This is a genomic window from Streptomyces sp. NPDC020875, from assembly GCF_040641415.1.
In the GTDB taxonomy this organism is placed as follows: domain Bacteria; phylum Actinomycetota; class Actinomycetes; order Streptomycetales; family Streptomycetaceae; genus Streptomyces.
In genome coordinates, this window is the sequence record NZ_JBFADP010000035.1 from 41,482 (window position 1) to 56,100 (window position 14,619).

The 14,619-nt window shown below is 75.5% G+C and carries 6 protein-coding genes; 1 reads left to right on the top strand and 5 read right to left on the bottom strand.

What is annotated here, in order from left to right:
• Positions 1-2: 2 nt before the first annotated feature.
• A complete protein-coding gene (locus AB0G74_RS20940; protein WP_361148367.1) occupies positions 3-1,703 on the top strand; it encodes an RNaseH domain-containing protein in 1,701 nt (566 codons plus the stop codon).
• Between the two features lie 149 nt (positions 1,704-1,852).
• Here the strand turns inward: AB0G74_RS20940 and AB0G74_RS20945 are convergent, their stop codons facing one another.
• The 5 genes from AB0G74_RS20945 to AB0G74_RS20965 are packed head-to-tail and all read right to left on the bottom strand — an operon-like array spanning position 1,853 to position 14,557.
• Positions 1,853-3,649: a hypothetical protein gene (locus AB0G74_RS20945; protein WP_361148369.1), complete on the bottom strand. Its 1,797-nt coding sequence runs from the start codon at positions 3,647-3,649 to the stop codon at positions 1,853-1,855.
• Positions 3,646-7,305, bottom strand: coding sequence for a DUF5682 family protein (locus AB0G74_RS20950; protein ID WP_361148371.1), 3,660 nt, complete (start codon positions 7,303-7,305; stop codon positions 3,646-3,648). The genes AB0G74_RS20945 and AB0G74_RS20950 overlap by 4 nt, the downstream gene beginning before the upstream one ends.
• 3 nt (positions 7,306-7,308) lie before the next feature.
• Complete coding sequence (locus tag AB0G74_RS20955) at positions 7,309-8,562, bottom strand: AAA family ATPase (RefSeq protein WP_361148373.1); 1,254 nt, start codon at positions 8,560-8,562, stop codon at positions 7,309-7,311.
• Positions 8,559-13,700 carry a hypothetical protein gene (locus tag AB0G74_RS20960; RefSeq protein WP_361148375.1) on the bottom strand — a complete coding sequence of 1,714 codons (5,142 nt, stop codon included), beginning with the start codon at positions 13,698-13,700 and terminating at the stop codon, positions 8,559-8,561. The genes AB0G74_RS20955 and AB0G74_RS20960 overlap by 4 nt, the downstream gene beginning before the upstream one ends.
• Entirely contained in the window at positions 13,697-14,557 is an 861-nt protein-coding gene (locus tag AB0G74_RS20965; protein ID WP_361148377.1) for a DUF4132 domain-containing protein, read from the bottom strand. The genes AB0G74_RS20960 and AB0G74_RS20965 overlap by 4 nt, the downstream gene beginning before the upstream one ends.
• Positions 14,558-14,619: the final 62 nt, after the last annotated feature.

The following is a 14,619-nucleotide window of genomic DNA, read 5'->3' on the forward strand; positions in this document are numbered from 1 at the left end:
TCATGCCCGGCGAACGGGCCGAGCTGGACGCCTGGGTCGAGGAGGGAATGCGCCCGATGCTCCGCCGGGTCGACGACCTCACCCGGGTCACCCGGCGCAACACCCCGGTACTGCTGCCGCGTACACGCGGTGACGCCCCGGACACCCGGGAGTCCCTGATGGTCGCGCGGCGCAGGGCCGAACTGACCCGGGCGCTGAACGGCCGCCCGCTGGAGGTCGAACTCCACTGGCAGTCCCCGGACACCCGGGCGGCGCTCCTCGCGGAGCTGCCGAAACTCCTGGGACTGGGACCCTGCGAGCCCGCGGACCCGGAAGCCGGCGACGACCACCGGTGGAGCGACGGCGGACTGGAGATCCGCGTCCGGACCCGGCCCGCCGGGCCGCTGGCCGAAGCGCTACCGGTCTCGCGGGACCGCGGGCGTCCGCGAGCCGTCCGGTTCGCCGAGGCCGTCGAAGGCCGGTGCGAACTGGTCGCCGACCGGACGTCCGCACTCCGCGGCGGCCCCGGAGTCGTGATCGCGGAGATCGCGGGCAAGGACCGATTCGCCGCCGTCCCGGACTCCGACCCCAAGCACGCCCTGCGCATCGCCTGGGCTCGGCAGGGCTGGCTGACCCAGTTCGTCAATCCGTCCGACGACACCGACAGCGCCATGGAACACCGCGCCCGGTGGACCTGGCTGGACACCTTCCGGCAACTCGGCGCGATCAGCCCGCCCGCGCACCGGGCCGGTGCCGGTATCCCCGACGACCTCCAGTACGTGGCGCTCTGGCTGGTCCGTCTCACCGGAAAGGGACCCACCCGGTGCCCGGTCCGCCGGCTCGTCGCGGTGCGGGTCCGCCCGGGAGCCGGGGGCGGTATCGGGGCCGTCGAAGGGTGGGACTCCGAGCGCGCCGACTGGGTGCCGTACGCGAAGCTGCTGCTCCTCCTCTCCGAGACCCCGGGCGCCACCCCGGCGACCGGAACGACCGGCGACCCCGCCGACCGGGCCACCACCGGTGAGGAGACGAGGCCCGCCGAACGCGAACGGCAGGACGTCGAACGCCAGGTCCGGACACTGCTCTTCCAACTCCGCGACCGGCCGACACTGCTCCTGGTCGACGCGGGCAATCTGCGCCAGTGCTGGCCCCGGCTGCGCAACGGCTCCCTCACCCGCGACATGCTCGGCTGCGGCACCGAACCCGACCAGCGGCTCACCGTCTACGGGCCCGAGCTGCGGATGCTCTGCGTCCGGGACGCCAACGGACGGGAGGAGGTCGCGGAGTGGTACGCGCACGACGGCAAGGGCCGAGTCGGCTTCGCCGAGGGAGTGTGGGGGACGGGGGATCCGGAGAGCCGGGTCTTCGGCAGTACGGCCGCCACCCCGCACACCGCGGCCAAGCTTCCCAAGGGCCTGATGAAGCTGGTCCCCACGGCGGCGGGCCGGACCGCACCCGGGAAGACCGCCTGGAACCCGGGCCGCTTGGAGCTGACCGTACTCGGCTGTCACTCGGAGAAGGCCCTGGCGGACTCGGGGCGCGAGGGGCATCCGGTCGATCTGCCGGTGGAATGGGCGACGCTGGCTCATCAGCTCCGCTACCACGACGACTATCCGCCGCTGGCCCGCCCGCTGCCGCTGCACCTGGCACGGCTCGCGGGGGAGTACGTCCTTCCGGTCGCCGGCGGCGGGTCACGGGGAGGAGCGGCGCCCGACCTCGGCCGGTGAGCGGCGAACCGTAGAAACCCGCCGCGCCCCCGGTTCGGAGCGCGGCGGGCCCGGCCGCCCCGACCCGTCGTGGACGTCATACAGGGGAATCACCAGATCTCCGTCGGGCGGCTCGGCGCCCGCTTCCGCCGAGCGTCACGGAACGGCCCTCACCCCGCTTCCCAGGCCGCCACGCACAGCGAATCGGAGACGGCCGACGTATAGCGGGCGGCGGCGAGCCAGTGTCTGGCGAAGCCGTCCGTGTCGGCGGGCAGCAGGCGGCCGAAGGGGTCGCGGTCCCGGCGGGCCGCCGACGCGCACAGCGCGCCGAGCAGGTCGGCGGCCGTCGGGAGGCCCGCCCGGCGGAGGCGGTGGCTCTCGGCGGAGATGTCGCCGAGCATGCCGAGGGCGGTGCGCCCCGCCGGGACCGTCTGTTCCACGCGGCGGGCCAGGAGATGCAGGGGCGAGTGGTCACCGAATCCGCCTGGTTCGTACGGAGCCGGATGCGCGGCGGCGCCGGGGGAGGGGAGGTCGGCGCGGCCCAGCCGGTCGAAGCCGAGGTCGATCGTGCCCCCGCCGGTCGGATGCGAGCAGGCGAGCAGGGTGAGACGGGGGTGGAGGGCGGGTATCAGGCGGCCGATGATCCGTAGCCGGGTCCCCGGTGCCGTGGCCAGCAGCATCAGGTTGTCCCGGTGGGCCAGTGCCGGATCGTCGTCGGCGACCGTGAGCCGGACGGTGACCCCGCCGTCGCACCGGGCGAGGAGGCAGATACCGCCCGACTCCTTCACGGCGCCGATCAGTTCGACATCGAGGAAGAGCAGGTCGTCACCGCCGCCGACCTGGTCCGCGTCAGGGGAAGCGGGGGAAGTAGAGGAATCAGAGGAAGCAGCACCCAGCGCTCTGGCGACCTGTCGGGACGGCGCTGTCTCCCAGAGCCCGGCAAGCGGCGGCTCCGTCCAGGACACCCCCTTGGCGGAGACGGCCTTGACGCCCTTCCCGGCGCCCAGCCGGCCGTCCGGGGAGACCGTCGCCCCCGAGACCGCCAATCCGGCCCGGCCCAGTTCCCGGTGGGTGAGCGCGCTGTCCCCGAGCCGAACGGCACGGTCGGCCACGCCCAGGGCGCGTCCCGCGCCGCCGGGTGCCACGTCACCGACCGTGAAGAGCCGCCCGTCCGGCCCGGTCACCCAGGTACGGGCGCCGCCGTGGCCCGAGTCGGTGACCACGGGTTCGGTGAACAGGCCGTAGAGGCGGAGCGACCCGTCGGGGGTGTACGGGCGGCGGGCCCGGCCCTTGACGGCGGCCAGTTCCGGCCCGGTCGCCGTGCCCACCCGGTGCGCGGTGCCGAGGAGTTCGGCGAGGGCGGTCACGAGGTCGGCCGTACGGTACGAGGGGTCTCCGGCGCGGGCCGCGCGCAGCAGCGCGACGACGGAGACTGCGGCGCCCGCGGCTCGTGGCAGGGACCGGAGCCGCGCGGTGTGCGCGGCGCGCAGGAGCGCCGCCTGGGCGACGGCGCCCGCGCCGTCGACACCGGTCTCCAGCACGGCGGCCCCCGCCGACCACAGGGCGTCGGCCGCGTCGCGTTCGGCCGGGCTCGCGGTCCCGGCCGGGGGATCCGGCCGGTCGGCGGTGCCGGGGCGCGGCGGCGGTTCGGTCGCCGCCGGGGGCTCGGGCGCCGGATCCGCCGTGCGGGCGGCGGAGGCGGCGGCCGCGCGGTGGACACAGGCGGGGGCGAGGAGGCAGCCGCAGTGGACGGCGTCCGTCGTCCGCACCACGCCGCCCGGGGCGTGGAGGCGCAATTCGGTCTCGTCGTCGACCGCGATCGTCACCGTGTCCCCGTCGCGGTGGACCGGGCGGGCGCCGAGCTTGACGACCGCCGCGTCCAGCCGTTTGCGCAGCCGGGGGGAGAGGTCCTCCACCAGGGCGGCCGTGACCTCCGGCGCTACGGCGGGCAACTCGACGGCGGTCATCCGGTCTTCTCCCCTATCCAGCGGGCCAGTTCGAGCGGGCTGAGCGCGGCCACGGGCATCCCGGCGGCGACGAGCTGTCCGGCGATCCCGGTCGAGTAGCGGGGCCGTCCCGCGTCGTCCAGGCTCGCGCAGCCGAGGACATGGCAGCCGGTGGCCACCAGGTTCCGTACCTCGGCGAGCAGTCCGCCGAGCGGGGCGCCCTCCTCGAAGTCGCTGATGACGACGACGATGGTGCGGGTGGGCACGGTGATGAGTCCGCGCGCGTGCCGCAGCCCGGCGGCGATGTGCGTGCCGCCGCCCACACTCACCTCCAGCAGGAGGGAGAGGGGATCGTGGACATGGCCGGTGAGGTCGATGACCTCGGTGGAGAAGGCGAGGAAGTGGGTGCTCAGGGTCGGCACCCCGGCCAGTACGGAAGCGGTCAGCGCCGACCAGATCGTGGACGCCTCCATGGAGCCGGAGACGTCGGTGACCAGGATCAGCCGCCAGTCGGCCGACTTGCGGGCGCGGGCGCGGAACACCGGCTTCTCGGGGATCACCCGGACCGTTCCGTCGGCCGTCCGGCGGGCGGTGGCCAGATTGGCGCGCAGGGTGCGGGGCAGGTCCAGCCGTCCGCCGGGGCGGCGGGTGGGGCGGGCCGTCGTCGTGCCGGTGAGGGCGGGCCGCAGCCGGGTGGCGAGCTGCCGGGTCAGTTCGTCGACCAGTCGGCGGACCAGGGGGCGCAGCGCCGCCAGTCGGGCCTCGGGGAGGCCGCCCGCGTAGCGCAGGACCGTACGCAGCAGCTCCACGGAGGGGGTGGCGGCGGCCGGGTCGAGTGCGCCGAACACATCCGTCCGGCCGGTCGCCGCGGCGGCGGCGAGGACCTCCTCGCGGACGCCGGGGCCGAACAGCGCGGCCAGCTCCTCGGACCATTCGCGGACGCCGGGGAAGGGCGCCTCGCGTCCACCGCGCCCGGGGGCGGCCGTGCCGCCCCGGGAACCCTCGCCGTGTCCCGAGCCGTACAACTCGTCCAGGGCGGTCGCCAGGCGGGCGGCGCCGGACGGCAGCCGGTCGGGGCGGCGGCCGAGCACGAGCCGCCAGCGGTCGGCGGGCGCCAGGGTCCGGACCGGGACGGCCGGGCCGCCCGTGCCGGTGGCGGGCGGTTCGGGCAGGGACGTGGCCGTCGCCACCGGTCGGGGGACGGCATCTGCCGGGAGCGGCGGCGGGTCGTCGTACGCCGGTGCCGATACGGGCAGGCCGAGGCCGGTCAGGAGGTCGCGGGCCGCGAGGTCGGCGGTCGTACGGCGGGCCAGTTCGGCCGGGTCCTCGGCGTCCGGGCCGCCCACCCGCTCGCCCAGCCGCTCCTCGACGGTCTCCAGCAGCCGGTCCCGCGCGACGGGGCTCAAGGTCTCGAAACCACCGCGCAGAGCGGGCAGCCGGGTCAGGAACGCGGCGTCGTCCAGCTCGACCACGCGGCGCAGCAGCGGGTCCAGGGCCCCGGCGCCGACGGTCAGCAGCGGGCCCGCCGCCGTGAGGACCCCGGTGAGACGGGCGGTGAGCGCGGCCCGGGAGGCGCCGTCGACGGCCGTGTCCACCCAGGAGGCGACGCGTACCCCGAACGTCTCCGCCTCGTCGTGGCCCGTGAGCACCCGGACGGCTCCGGCGGCGGCGGCGATCAGCGGGGTGCCGTTCGCGACCAGCCGGGCGAGGGCGTCGGTCAGCCGGATGCCGCCCAACCGGTCGGCGCGCTGGGCGAGTTCGAGCAGGGCACGGGCGTCCTCGGGCTCCTCGGATCCGGTCAGGCCGTCGACCTGCCGGACGGCCGCGGCCGTCAGCAGCTCCACCGCGTCCGCGACCCCAATATCGGGGGATGCCCCGGTCGGTTCGTGGGTCGGCACGGGGCCGGGGGCCGCCGGGACCGGCAAATGGCCCGCCGCGATCCGGTCCAGGAGGTCGAGCCCCGCGAGGAGTTCGGGCAGGGTCCCGGCGGACGGGAGGACGGCCGCCAGCTCGGTGAGCCGTTCACCGGCCAGTACGGGCAGTCCGCACTCGACGGCCTCCGTCAGACCCCGTACGACCTGGGCGGCGGTGGGGCCGCCCTCGGCCCGCTCGGTCCCGTGCCGCTGCCGCAGCACGCCCTCGGCCGCCTGGGCGGGGGTGACCCCGCGGGCCCCGGCAGCGGTGAGCATCGCGTCCGTCGCCGGAGTCCACCGCACCTGCCAGCGCGTCGTCAGTCCCTCCGTACCCCCGGCGCCCGTCACCGCCTGCTCCCGCGCGTAGGGGACACCGCACACCGTCAGCCTGCGCAGCAGCAGTTCGCGCCGTCCGTCGAGTCCGGAGCGAGCCGGGTCGAGCCGGAGATCGCGCGGCGTCTTCTCGTACGCGTCACCGGGGCCGGGGAGCGACAGCGCCGCGGTCTCGGCCTCCACCGCCGGGCCCAGCCCGCCGCGCGGGGCGGCGGAGGCGGGCCGTCCGGTGCGGACGCCGACGAGGACCCGTTCGAGCGCCCGGGCGACCGCCCGGCCCGTGCCATGGGTCTCGCCGCGACCGAGTACCGACTGCACGGCCTCCAGGAGTTCGCCCCTGCCGGGGGCGGCCAGATCGCGCAGCCTGGCCAGGTCCCCGGCGACCCGGACGATCTCCCGGCCCTCCGCCGGACCGTAGGGGTGACCGTGTTCGCGCAGGTCGGCGCAGATCCGGACGGCGGTGCGGATCAGCGCCTCCTGAAGGGCGGCCGGGTCCCCGGCCGCCTCCAGGACGGTGTGCTGCCACTCCGGGTCCCGGATGCCGGACGGATAGCCGGACCGCGAGTCGAGCAGCGGATAGGTGTAGGGGATCAGGGAGACCGTGCACGCCGGCTCACCGGTGGCGTCGTCAGCCCAGCCGCCGTCCGCCTCCCCCGGCGCGGGCCCGGCGGAGGCGGAGGCGGACGGCAACAGCGCCGGGGTGTGGAAGGCCCCCACCACCACGGCGGGCCGCCGCCCGGCCGCCAGCGCCTCGGAGAGCCGTACGCGCATATACGCCTCACGCGCCAGGTCCGTACCGTCCACGCCGCCCAGCGACTCGGCCTCGTACCGAATGGCCCAGCCGGTGAGCAGCGCGGCCCGGCGCACCGCCTCGGGTGCCGAACCGGGCGCGGGGGCCTCGACCAGCCGGTCCCACAGGTCGTCGCCGTCACGGCCGGTGAGCCGGGACCGCAGGGCGGCGGACAGCCCGGGTCCCTCCCCGGCCACGGGCGAGGGCCCGGGAGCCGGGCCCGTACCGGCGGCCCCGTCCGGACCGCCCCGGACACAGGAGCGGTCGGCCAGCGGCAGATCGCAGGCCACGGCCGGGACTCCGTTCCGCGCCGCCCACCGCAGAGCGACCAGCTCGGGCGAGAAGTCGGCGAACGGATAGAACGCGGGCCCCCGCTCACCCGCCTCCCCCCTCCCGTCCCCGGGTACGGCGGCCAGCGCCACCGGGGCCTCGGTCTCCTCATGGGCCAGCCAGCCCAGCCAGGGCTGGAAGTCGGCGGGCAGCTCGACGAGCAGGACATCGGGGGCCGCCGCGTCCAGCAGGGCCGGGAGAGCGGCGGCGAGCGAGGGCGCGTGATGGCGCACCCCGATCAGATACGGCAGCCCGGGGCCGGTCGCCGCGAGGGCGGCCACCGCGCCCTCCGGGGTCGTCGGACGCTCCATCCGTCAGCTCTCCAGCACCGAGCGCAGCTCCCACAGGGCACGCCAGGTGGCCGAGCCCTGCTCCGCCCGCCTGCGGACCGGACCGTCCCAGTACCCCAGCAGCCGTGCCGCGTCGGCGGGGTCGTCCTTGCGTACGACTCCGAGCAGATGGCCGGGGAGGAGGGAGAGGACGTCCCGGTCGCCGGGGAAGAAGGCGGCGGCCAGACCGAGCGAACCCGCGACGGACACCGCCTCCGCGGTACTCATCACGGTGGAGGGCCGCTCCACCTCCCAGCCCTCCGCCGAGCGGCCGTCGCGCAGATCCCGGAAGGCGGTGACCAGGGCCTCCAGGACGGTGTCGTCCACCTGGTAGGCGGTACCGGCGCGTTCGACGGCCGCCCGCGACTGGCTCCGGACGAGCGCCGTCTCGACGTCCGCGTCCCCGATCGGGCCCACCGTCTCGAAGTTGAACCGCCGCTTCAGCGCCGCCGACATCTCCGAGACGCCCCGGTCCCGGAGGTTGGCGGTGGCGATCAGGGTGAACCCGGGGGCCGCGTGCAGCTGCGAACCCGTGCCGCCCGCGAGTTCGGGTACCGCGATCCGCCGCTCCGAGAGCAGCGACACCAGCGAGTCCTGGACCTCCGGCAGACAGCGGGTCACCTCCTCGACCCGGGCCACGGCGCCCCGGGTCATGGCGGTGAGCACCGGGGACGGCACCAGGGCCTGCTCGGTGGGGCCCTGGGCGAGCAGCAGCGCGTAGTTCCAGCCGTACTTGAGCTGGTCCTCGGTGGTGCCCGCGGTGCCCTGCACGGTGAGCGCGCTGGTACCGCAGACGGCCGCCGACAGCAGCTCGGAGAGCAGGGACTTGGCGGTACCGGGCTCACCCACGAGGAGCAGCCCCCGCTCCCCGGCGAGGGTGACCACGCACCGCTCGACCAGGGCGCGCTCGCCGACGAACTTCTGCTCGATCACCAGGCGGCCCGGCACCCCGGCACCGGGCCGTACGCCCTTCGGCAGGCCCAGTGCCTCGCCCCCGCTGCCCATCACGAAGGTGACGACGGCGCGCGGAGTGAGCAGCCAGCCGGGCGGCCGCGGCCCCGGGTCGTGGGCGGCGAGAAAGGCCAGCTCGGTGGCGTACCGGTCCTCCGGCGGGACGACCTGGCGGTTCTCCCCGCCCACCGGACCGACGGCCCCGCCCGTGGCGAGGGCGGAGGCGTCGGCGGTGGTGGCGGTGTCAGAGGTGTTGGCGGTATTCGTGGTGTGCGTGGTGTCGCTCATCGGCGGCGGCCCTTCCGGGTTGCGCGGGTGTCCAGTTCCTCGAAGGCGGGGGCGTCGCCGTCGCGCACCCGTGACCAGGCCGTGGCGTACAGCTCGGACACGGGGAGGTGGGGCAGGGTCCGTACGGATCCCGCCACCGGGTACAGCTTCTCCTTCCAGGTCTCCAGCGGCAGACCGGGCGACGAGCGCTCCAGCCAGCCGCAGGGCAGGAAGAGGGCCCGCCCGGCGCGGGCGCGCTTGGCCTCCAGCACCAGATCGGTGGCGGCCAGTTCCGCCCGCGCCTTCTTGACCCGGGCCGGCTTCCACCCCGTCCAGCGGACACAGTTGCGGTCCGTCGGATCGGGCAGGGCCAGCAGCATCAGATACAGGGCGGCGGCGTCGGCGCCCAGGCCGAGTGCTTCGGCGGCCTCGGCCACCAGCTCCGGCACCGTACGCGCCGGGTCCTGGGCCGGGTAAGAGGGGGAGCCGTCGGGGGCGCCCGCCGCGACCAGGGCGTCGGTCTCCGCCGACAGCAGGGCGCGCAGGGCACCGACCTCGTCCCGCCGGTACTGCTGGACCGTACCCTCGACCAGTCCGAACGCCGGATCGTCGGCGCCGGACAGACCCGCCGGGCGGATCAGCAGCCGCTCGCCGCCCCTCTCGTCGGGCGAGAGGAGCAGCGCCTTACCGGCCCGGACCAGGCCGTCGGGCCCGGCGCCGCCGGACTCCGGAAGCTGAAGGGCGGCCCGGATCACGGGGCCGATGGGGTTGCCCTCGTCGGTCCACTGCAACCCCAGGTCCAGCACCAGTTCCGGGTCACGCAACGGGCGGCGCAGGCCCGCGAGACCGGTGACCAGGCAGCTCCGCAGCGGGTGCCCGTACGGCAGGGTGTAGGCGAGGGTCCGCAGGGCGGTCAGGGCGGAGGCGACCGTGCCGTACGCGCTCACCCGGCGCAGGCCCGGCCGGTTGCCGCCGTCCTCGATCGGGGTGCCCCCGGCCAGCCAGGTCCGGGAGGCCGCGTTGAGGACCAGGTCGACGGATCCCTGGGTGGTGCCCGACAGATCGAGCTCCAACTCCTCGGGGACACGGACGACCGCGCCCAGCCGCTCCCGCCAGACTCCGGCCGCCGCGGGGACGTCCGGGCCCGTGGACCACAGCTCGACCGGGTCGGCCGGCAGCAGGGCCTTCCGTACCGCGTACCGGTCGGCGGCGGGCAGGGCGTCCAGTTTCGACTGGGCGTCCTGGAGGGCGCGCGTCTTGACCCCGAGCAGCGCCAGCGCCTCGGCACCGGGTTCCTCGACGGCGGCGGAGAGCAGGGCCGTGGACTGGAGCGGGCCGATACCGGTGGCCGTGTGGAACGCCTCGGCCGCCTCCGGGCGCCAGGGCGCGGGCCCCCGCTCCCGGACGAGGGCGGTGAGCCGGGTGAGCCGCTCAGGGGCGGTGCCCCGGCGGAAGACGTGCTCGCCCTCCAGGGCGAAGCCGGGAACGGGCCCGAAGTCACCGGCGGGGTCGTGGTCCAGCGCCAGCCAGCGCGACTGGCCCCGGAGCGAGTTCCAGCCGCCGTCGGCGATGACCACGACGGTGCGGTCGCCCTTGCGGAACACCTGGCCGAGCGGGGTCGGGGTCTTACGGCCGGGCTGCCCGGACGCCGTGGCGGGGGACAGCTCGGTGAGCTTGATCCGCCGTACGGTGCCCGCCGGATCGGCCAGCGGGCCCTCGGCGAGGGTGTCGAGCAGGACCAGCAGCCCGGCCCGGTGCTCCGGGGAGGTGGCCGCCGACGCGGCCCGGTAGGCGAGTTCGGGGAGCACGTCGAGCAGCGACGTCCAGTCCGGGGACTGGGCGGGAACCGTGCACTCGTCCCGCCGCCAGCCGTCCACCGGCGTGAACGCGGCCTCGGACGGCACGGCCGGGCCGTACGCGGACTCACCGCCGAGTACGTGGTTGACGGCGAGGAGCTGCCGGATCATCGACCACCGCTCGTCGGAGCCCCACCAGCCGCGGTACAGCCGGTCCGAGCCCCAGGCGGTGGCCAGCGACAGGGTCAGGTCGTCGGCGTGCTCGGGGGAGCGGTCGAAGAACATGCCCTCCGTGCGAGCGGTGGTCCCGGGGTCGGCGGCCCGGACCGGCTCGGGCGGCGTCAGATACCGGACGAGGGCGGTGGCCCGGTACACCGCGTCGCACACGGTCGCGGTGACCCCGCTCCGCAGCCGCGGGTCCGACACCTCGGGCAGGACCCGGGCGACGGCCTCCTCCGTCAGCTCCCGCGAGGTGGGGCCGGTGTACTTCTCGACGGCCCGGAACGCCTCCAAGTGCTCGCCGATCGCGATGGCGACCTCCTTGACCAGTTCCTCCGCCCGGGCATCCGTCAGATTCCGCAGGGCGTGGGAACCGGCTTCGTCGCGCGGCCGCAGGGCGTGCCAGTAGACGACGGGCGGTACATAGGGGGTGCCCGCCGCGGCGTCCCGACCGGCGGAGTCGGTGACGACGGACCACAGATCGCCACCGGTGCCGTCGGTGTCGCCCGGGTGGGCTTCGACGGACCGCCCGGTGACGGCCAGCACGGGACGCGAACCACCGGGCAGGGTGAGGGCGCCGATCGGCACCGGCGAACCACCGCCGGGCAGGGGGACCGGCAGGGAGACGGTGTGCCCGTCGGGGGTGCCCGCGACCATCCGGTGCCCGCCCGCGGGGGCGGCGGCGCCCGGCTCGGCGACCGTACGGCGGACCCAGCGGCCGAGGACCGTACCGTCCGTGCCCAGCGGTGTGTTCTCCAGTCCGGGCCGGAGCGGCAGTACCTGGCAGCGCTCGGTGAGCAGCCGGGTGCCGTCCAGCACGCCGGAGCGGAGGAAGGCGGGCAGCGACGCCCGGCCGTGCGCGCCGGTGGCCGGGTCGTACTCCAGCCATACCCGCTGGGTGCCCTGACGGCCCGCCCGCCAGTAGCCGGTGCCGTCGGAGAGGACGGCACGCTGCGGCGGCAGCGATGTGTCACCCGCGTGCAGGGCCTTGCCACCGGTGGCGCGGCCACCGCCGGGCAGCGGCACACAGGCCCCTTCGGACGGGGCGGCGTTGCCCCAGCGCGACATCTGCTCGCCGCCGACGGCGAAAATCTCGCCGGGACGGTTCGACCAGTAGCCCCGCTGCTTGCCGTCCTCCCACCAGATGACCAGCAGTTCGCCGTCGACGTAGTGGAAGGAGAGCGCGACGTTCTCGACGACGGTGGCGGGCAGCCGCAGCTCGTGCCGGAGCAGAACGCCTTCCGGGCCGACGACGACGGCCCGTTCCCGGGTGTTCAGGATCAGCGCCGGCCAGACGCCGGTGACACCGACACCGCGCGACCGGTGGCGCCCCCGCCGCGCGGCCTCGTCCTCGGACTCGGCGGCCAGCTCGGCGTACGCCTCGTCGAGTGCGGGCCAGCCCAGTTCGTCGAGGACACCGGTCCGCAGCGTGGCGGCGAGCACCGGTACGACGTCATGGCCTTCGAGGAGCTTCACCGCCTCGGGCGCGACGTCCGCGACCACCGGACGGAACGCCGAGATCCTGTTGTAGGTGGTGAGCAGCCGGGGGAGCCCGACCGCCTCCGTGTACTCCTTCGCGCGGGCGGTCAGCCACTCCCGCAGGATGCCGGAGAGCACCGGATGCGCCGCCAGCCTCGTTAGGTCGGCTTCCTTCACCTGCTGACCGCGTCCGGCGCCGAGGCCGCCGACGGTCCGGCTCAGCAGGGAGCGGAAGACCGGCTGTCCGGCGACGGCGACGAGGTCCCGCGCGCCGGGCGCCTCGTCGGCGAGCCAGGTACCGAGCGGGAGTACCGGCGTCGACATGTAGTCGCCGTCGCCCTCGCCCGGTTCGGCGACCGGGACGTCCGAGGCCAGACAGAGATCGAGGAGGTCCAGGTCGGCGGTGCGCCGCCAGCGGCCCTGGAACAGCTCGACGGGAGTCCCGTCGGCCCGCAGCCGGTCCGCCATCCGGGCGACGAGGCCGAGGGTCTCCGGACCGCGGCCGCAGAAGGCCCGGTTGCGCCTGCGGTGCGCCTCCCAGCGGCCGAGCCACTCCGCGGCGGAGACCGCCGGGCCGCCGGAGGCGTCCGGGAGGGCGGTCAGCAACTCCTCGGCGTCGGACTCCGCCAGCAGCGCGAGCCAGCCGGTCCGCTCGTCCTCGTCCCGGTCGCCCTCGTCGAAGTGCTCCGGGAAGAACCCGAGGAGCCGTACGCGTACGGCCTCGTCCCGCCGGGCGAGGGCGATCAGGGCCGGACGGTAGGCGGTCCAGAACGAGGCGGGGGCGCGGACGACGCCCGGCGAGCCGATCAGATCGCCCACCAGCTCGCGTTCGGCGGTCTCCCGGTCCAGTCCGGCTTCCTTGACCAGGGCGCGTACGTCCTGGGGCAGTGCCGCGTACGGCGGCATCCCGGCACCGCAGCGCTCGACCAGCAGCCGGCGGAACTGGGCCCAGGCGTCCGCCGGTGCCAGCCGGGCCACCAGATCCCGTACGTACTGCCGCAGCGCCTTGACGGTCAGCGCCCCGGCGAAGGCGAACTCCAGGAAGACGGCCCGCTGCCGGTCCTCGTCCACGGTCAGCCCGTGCACCCGCTCGGCCTCACGGGCCTTGCCGAAGAAGGACGCGGCGTAGGAGGTGTTCTCGGCCTCCAGGAAGAGGCGCGCCACCTGCTCGTAATAGGTGGGGAGGAAATGGGGCACGGCCCGGCCGAGCCGGGTGCCGAGGGCGTCGAAGCCCTCCTTGGCCGCTCCGGCGCGGCTCTTGGCCTGTCGGCCCAGCCGCTCGATGTCCTTGACCAGGGCCAGGGCGTGGTGCCCGTTGGCCGGGTCGTTGACCAGGGCCCAGGCGGGGAAGCCCAGCGTCTCGCGGCGCACCTGCCCCACGACGGGGGCCTCGGCGGTCCTGGCCAGCCCCAGGAACTCCAGGGCCAGGTCCTCGGCCTCACCGAGCGTGCCCGGTACGAGCCGGACCACGGGGCGGTCGCCGAGCGCGGTGTGGCTGTAGGTACGGGCGGTCAGTGTGTCGGCGTCGTCCCGGTCGGTGGTCCCGGCGGGGAGGATCGCGCCCGCGTCCAGCAGGGCCGCCGCGCGGTTCGCGTCGTCCCGGCCGGACCGGGACTCCCGCCCGGCGGTCGCGCCGGTCGTGGGGATGGTCGTGGTCTCGCTCATGCCGCCTGCTCCTCGTCTTCCACATCGCGGCCGGCGTAGAGCGCCGCCGCCATGCGCATGCCCTCGGACCACGCCACGGGCCCGACTTCGGCGGCCGTCAGCACCCGTCCGGTGGGGTCGTTCCAGCCCAGGGGGCCCGTCTCGGTGTCGTACGCGTCGTAGCCGTCGTGCTCGCCGATCCAGATCCGCGCCTCGACGGCGGAGCCGTCCTCGACGACCGGGCAGACCGCGTAGCCGCCGCGCGACCGGTACCCGAGCTGGGTGACCCGGCCGTGCAGAAAGCGGAGTTCCTTGAAGACCCCGCCCGCGTAGGTGTCCACGGAGGTGGTGTCCGGGACGAGGTCACCCGGGCGGTGCCACACCTCGCGGAACAACTGCTCCACGTTCTGGCGCACCTCCAGCTCGACCGCGAACTCCCGCAGGTCGTCCAGGTCGTCCAGGAGGACCGGGTGGGGCAGACGGACGACGTCCGGGGTGATGCGGACCGTGTCGCCGTCCAGGTCGACGAGGCCGAGTCCGCGATCGGGGTCGACATCGCGCAGGAACCCGGCGACCCCGCCGTCCACGCCGGTGACCACCACGTCCCGCAGGGCCGCCCGCCACGCCGGGTCGGGCCAGACCCGGGCGAGTACCGCCGCCGGGACGGGCAGCGAGCGGATCATCCACTGCTCGACCTCGGTCAGACACCGCCGCTCGTGCCGTTCCAGCCACTCGGCCAGCTGCCGCAGACCGACGACCGCCGGATCTTCCTTGAGTTTGGCCGGGACGGTTTTCAGCCGCCGGCCCTGCCCGTTGCGGCAGACCACCTTGCCCGCCTCCAGGGCGACCTCGTAGTCGCCCGCGGATACCCACCCCATGCGCTGTTCCCCCATGGTTCCCCGACACCGCCGCACCGACGGCACGCTGATGAGACCTGTCA

Bases quoted from the DNA above. Each gene is read 5' to 3' on its own strand.
- AB0G74_RS20955 (WP_361148373.1), bottom strand. From the start codon at position 8,562: ATGAGCGACACCACGCACACCACGAATACCGCCAACACCTCTGACACC.
- AB0G74_RS20950 (WP_361148371.1), bottom strand. From the start codon at position 7,305: ATGGAGCGTCCGACGACCCCGGAGGGCGCGGTGGCCGCCCTCGCGGCG.
- AB0G74_RS20965 (WP_361148377.1), bottom strand. From the start codon at position 14,557: ATGGGGTGGGTATCCGCGGGCGACTACGAGGTCGCCCTGGAGGCGGGC.
- AB0G74_RS20960 (WP_361148375.1), bottom strand. From the start codon at position 13,700: ATGAGCGAGACCACGACCATCCCCACGACCGGCGCGACCGCCGGGCGG.
- AB0G74_RS20945 (WP_361148369.1), bottom strand. From the start codon at position 3,649: ATGACCGCCGTCGAGTTGCCCGCCGTAGCGCCGGAGGTCACGGCCGCC.
- AB0G74_RS20940 (WP_361148367.1), top strand. From the start codon at position 3: ATGCCCGGCGAACGGGCCGAGCTGGACGCCTGGGTCGAGGAGGGAATG.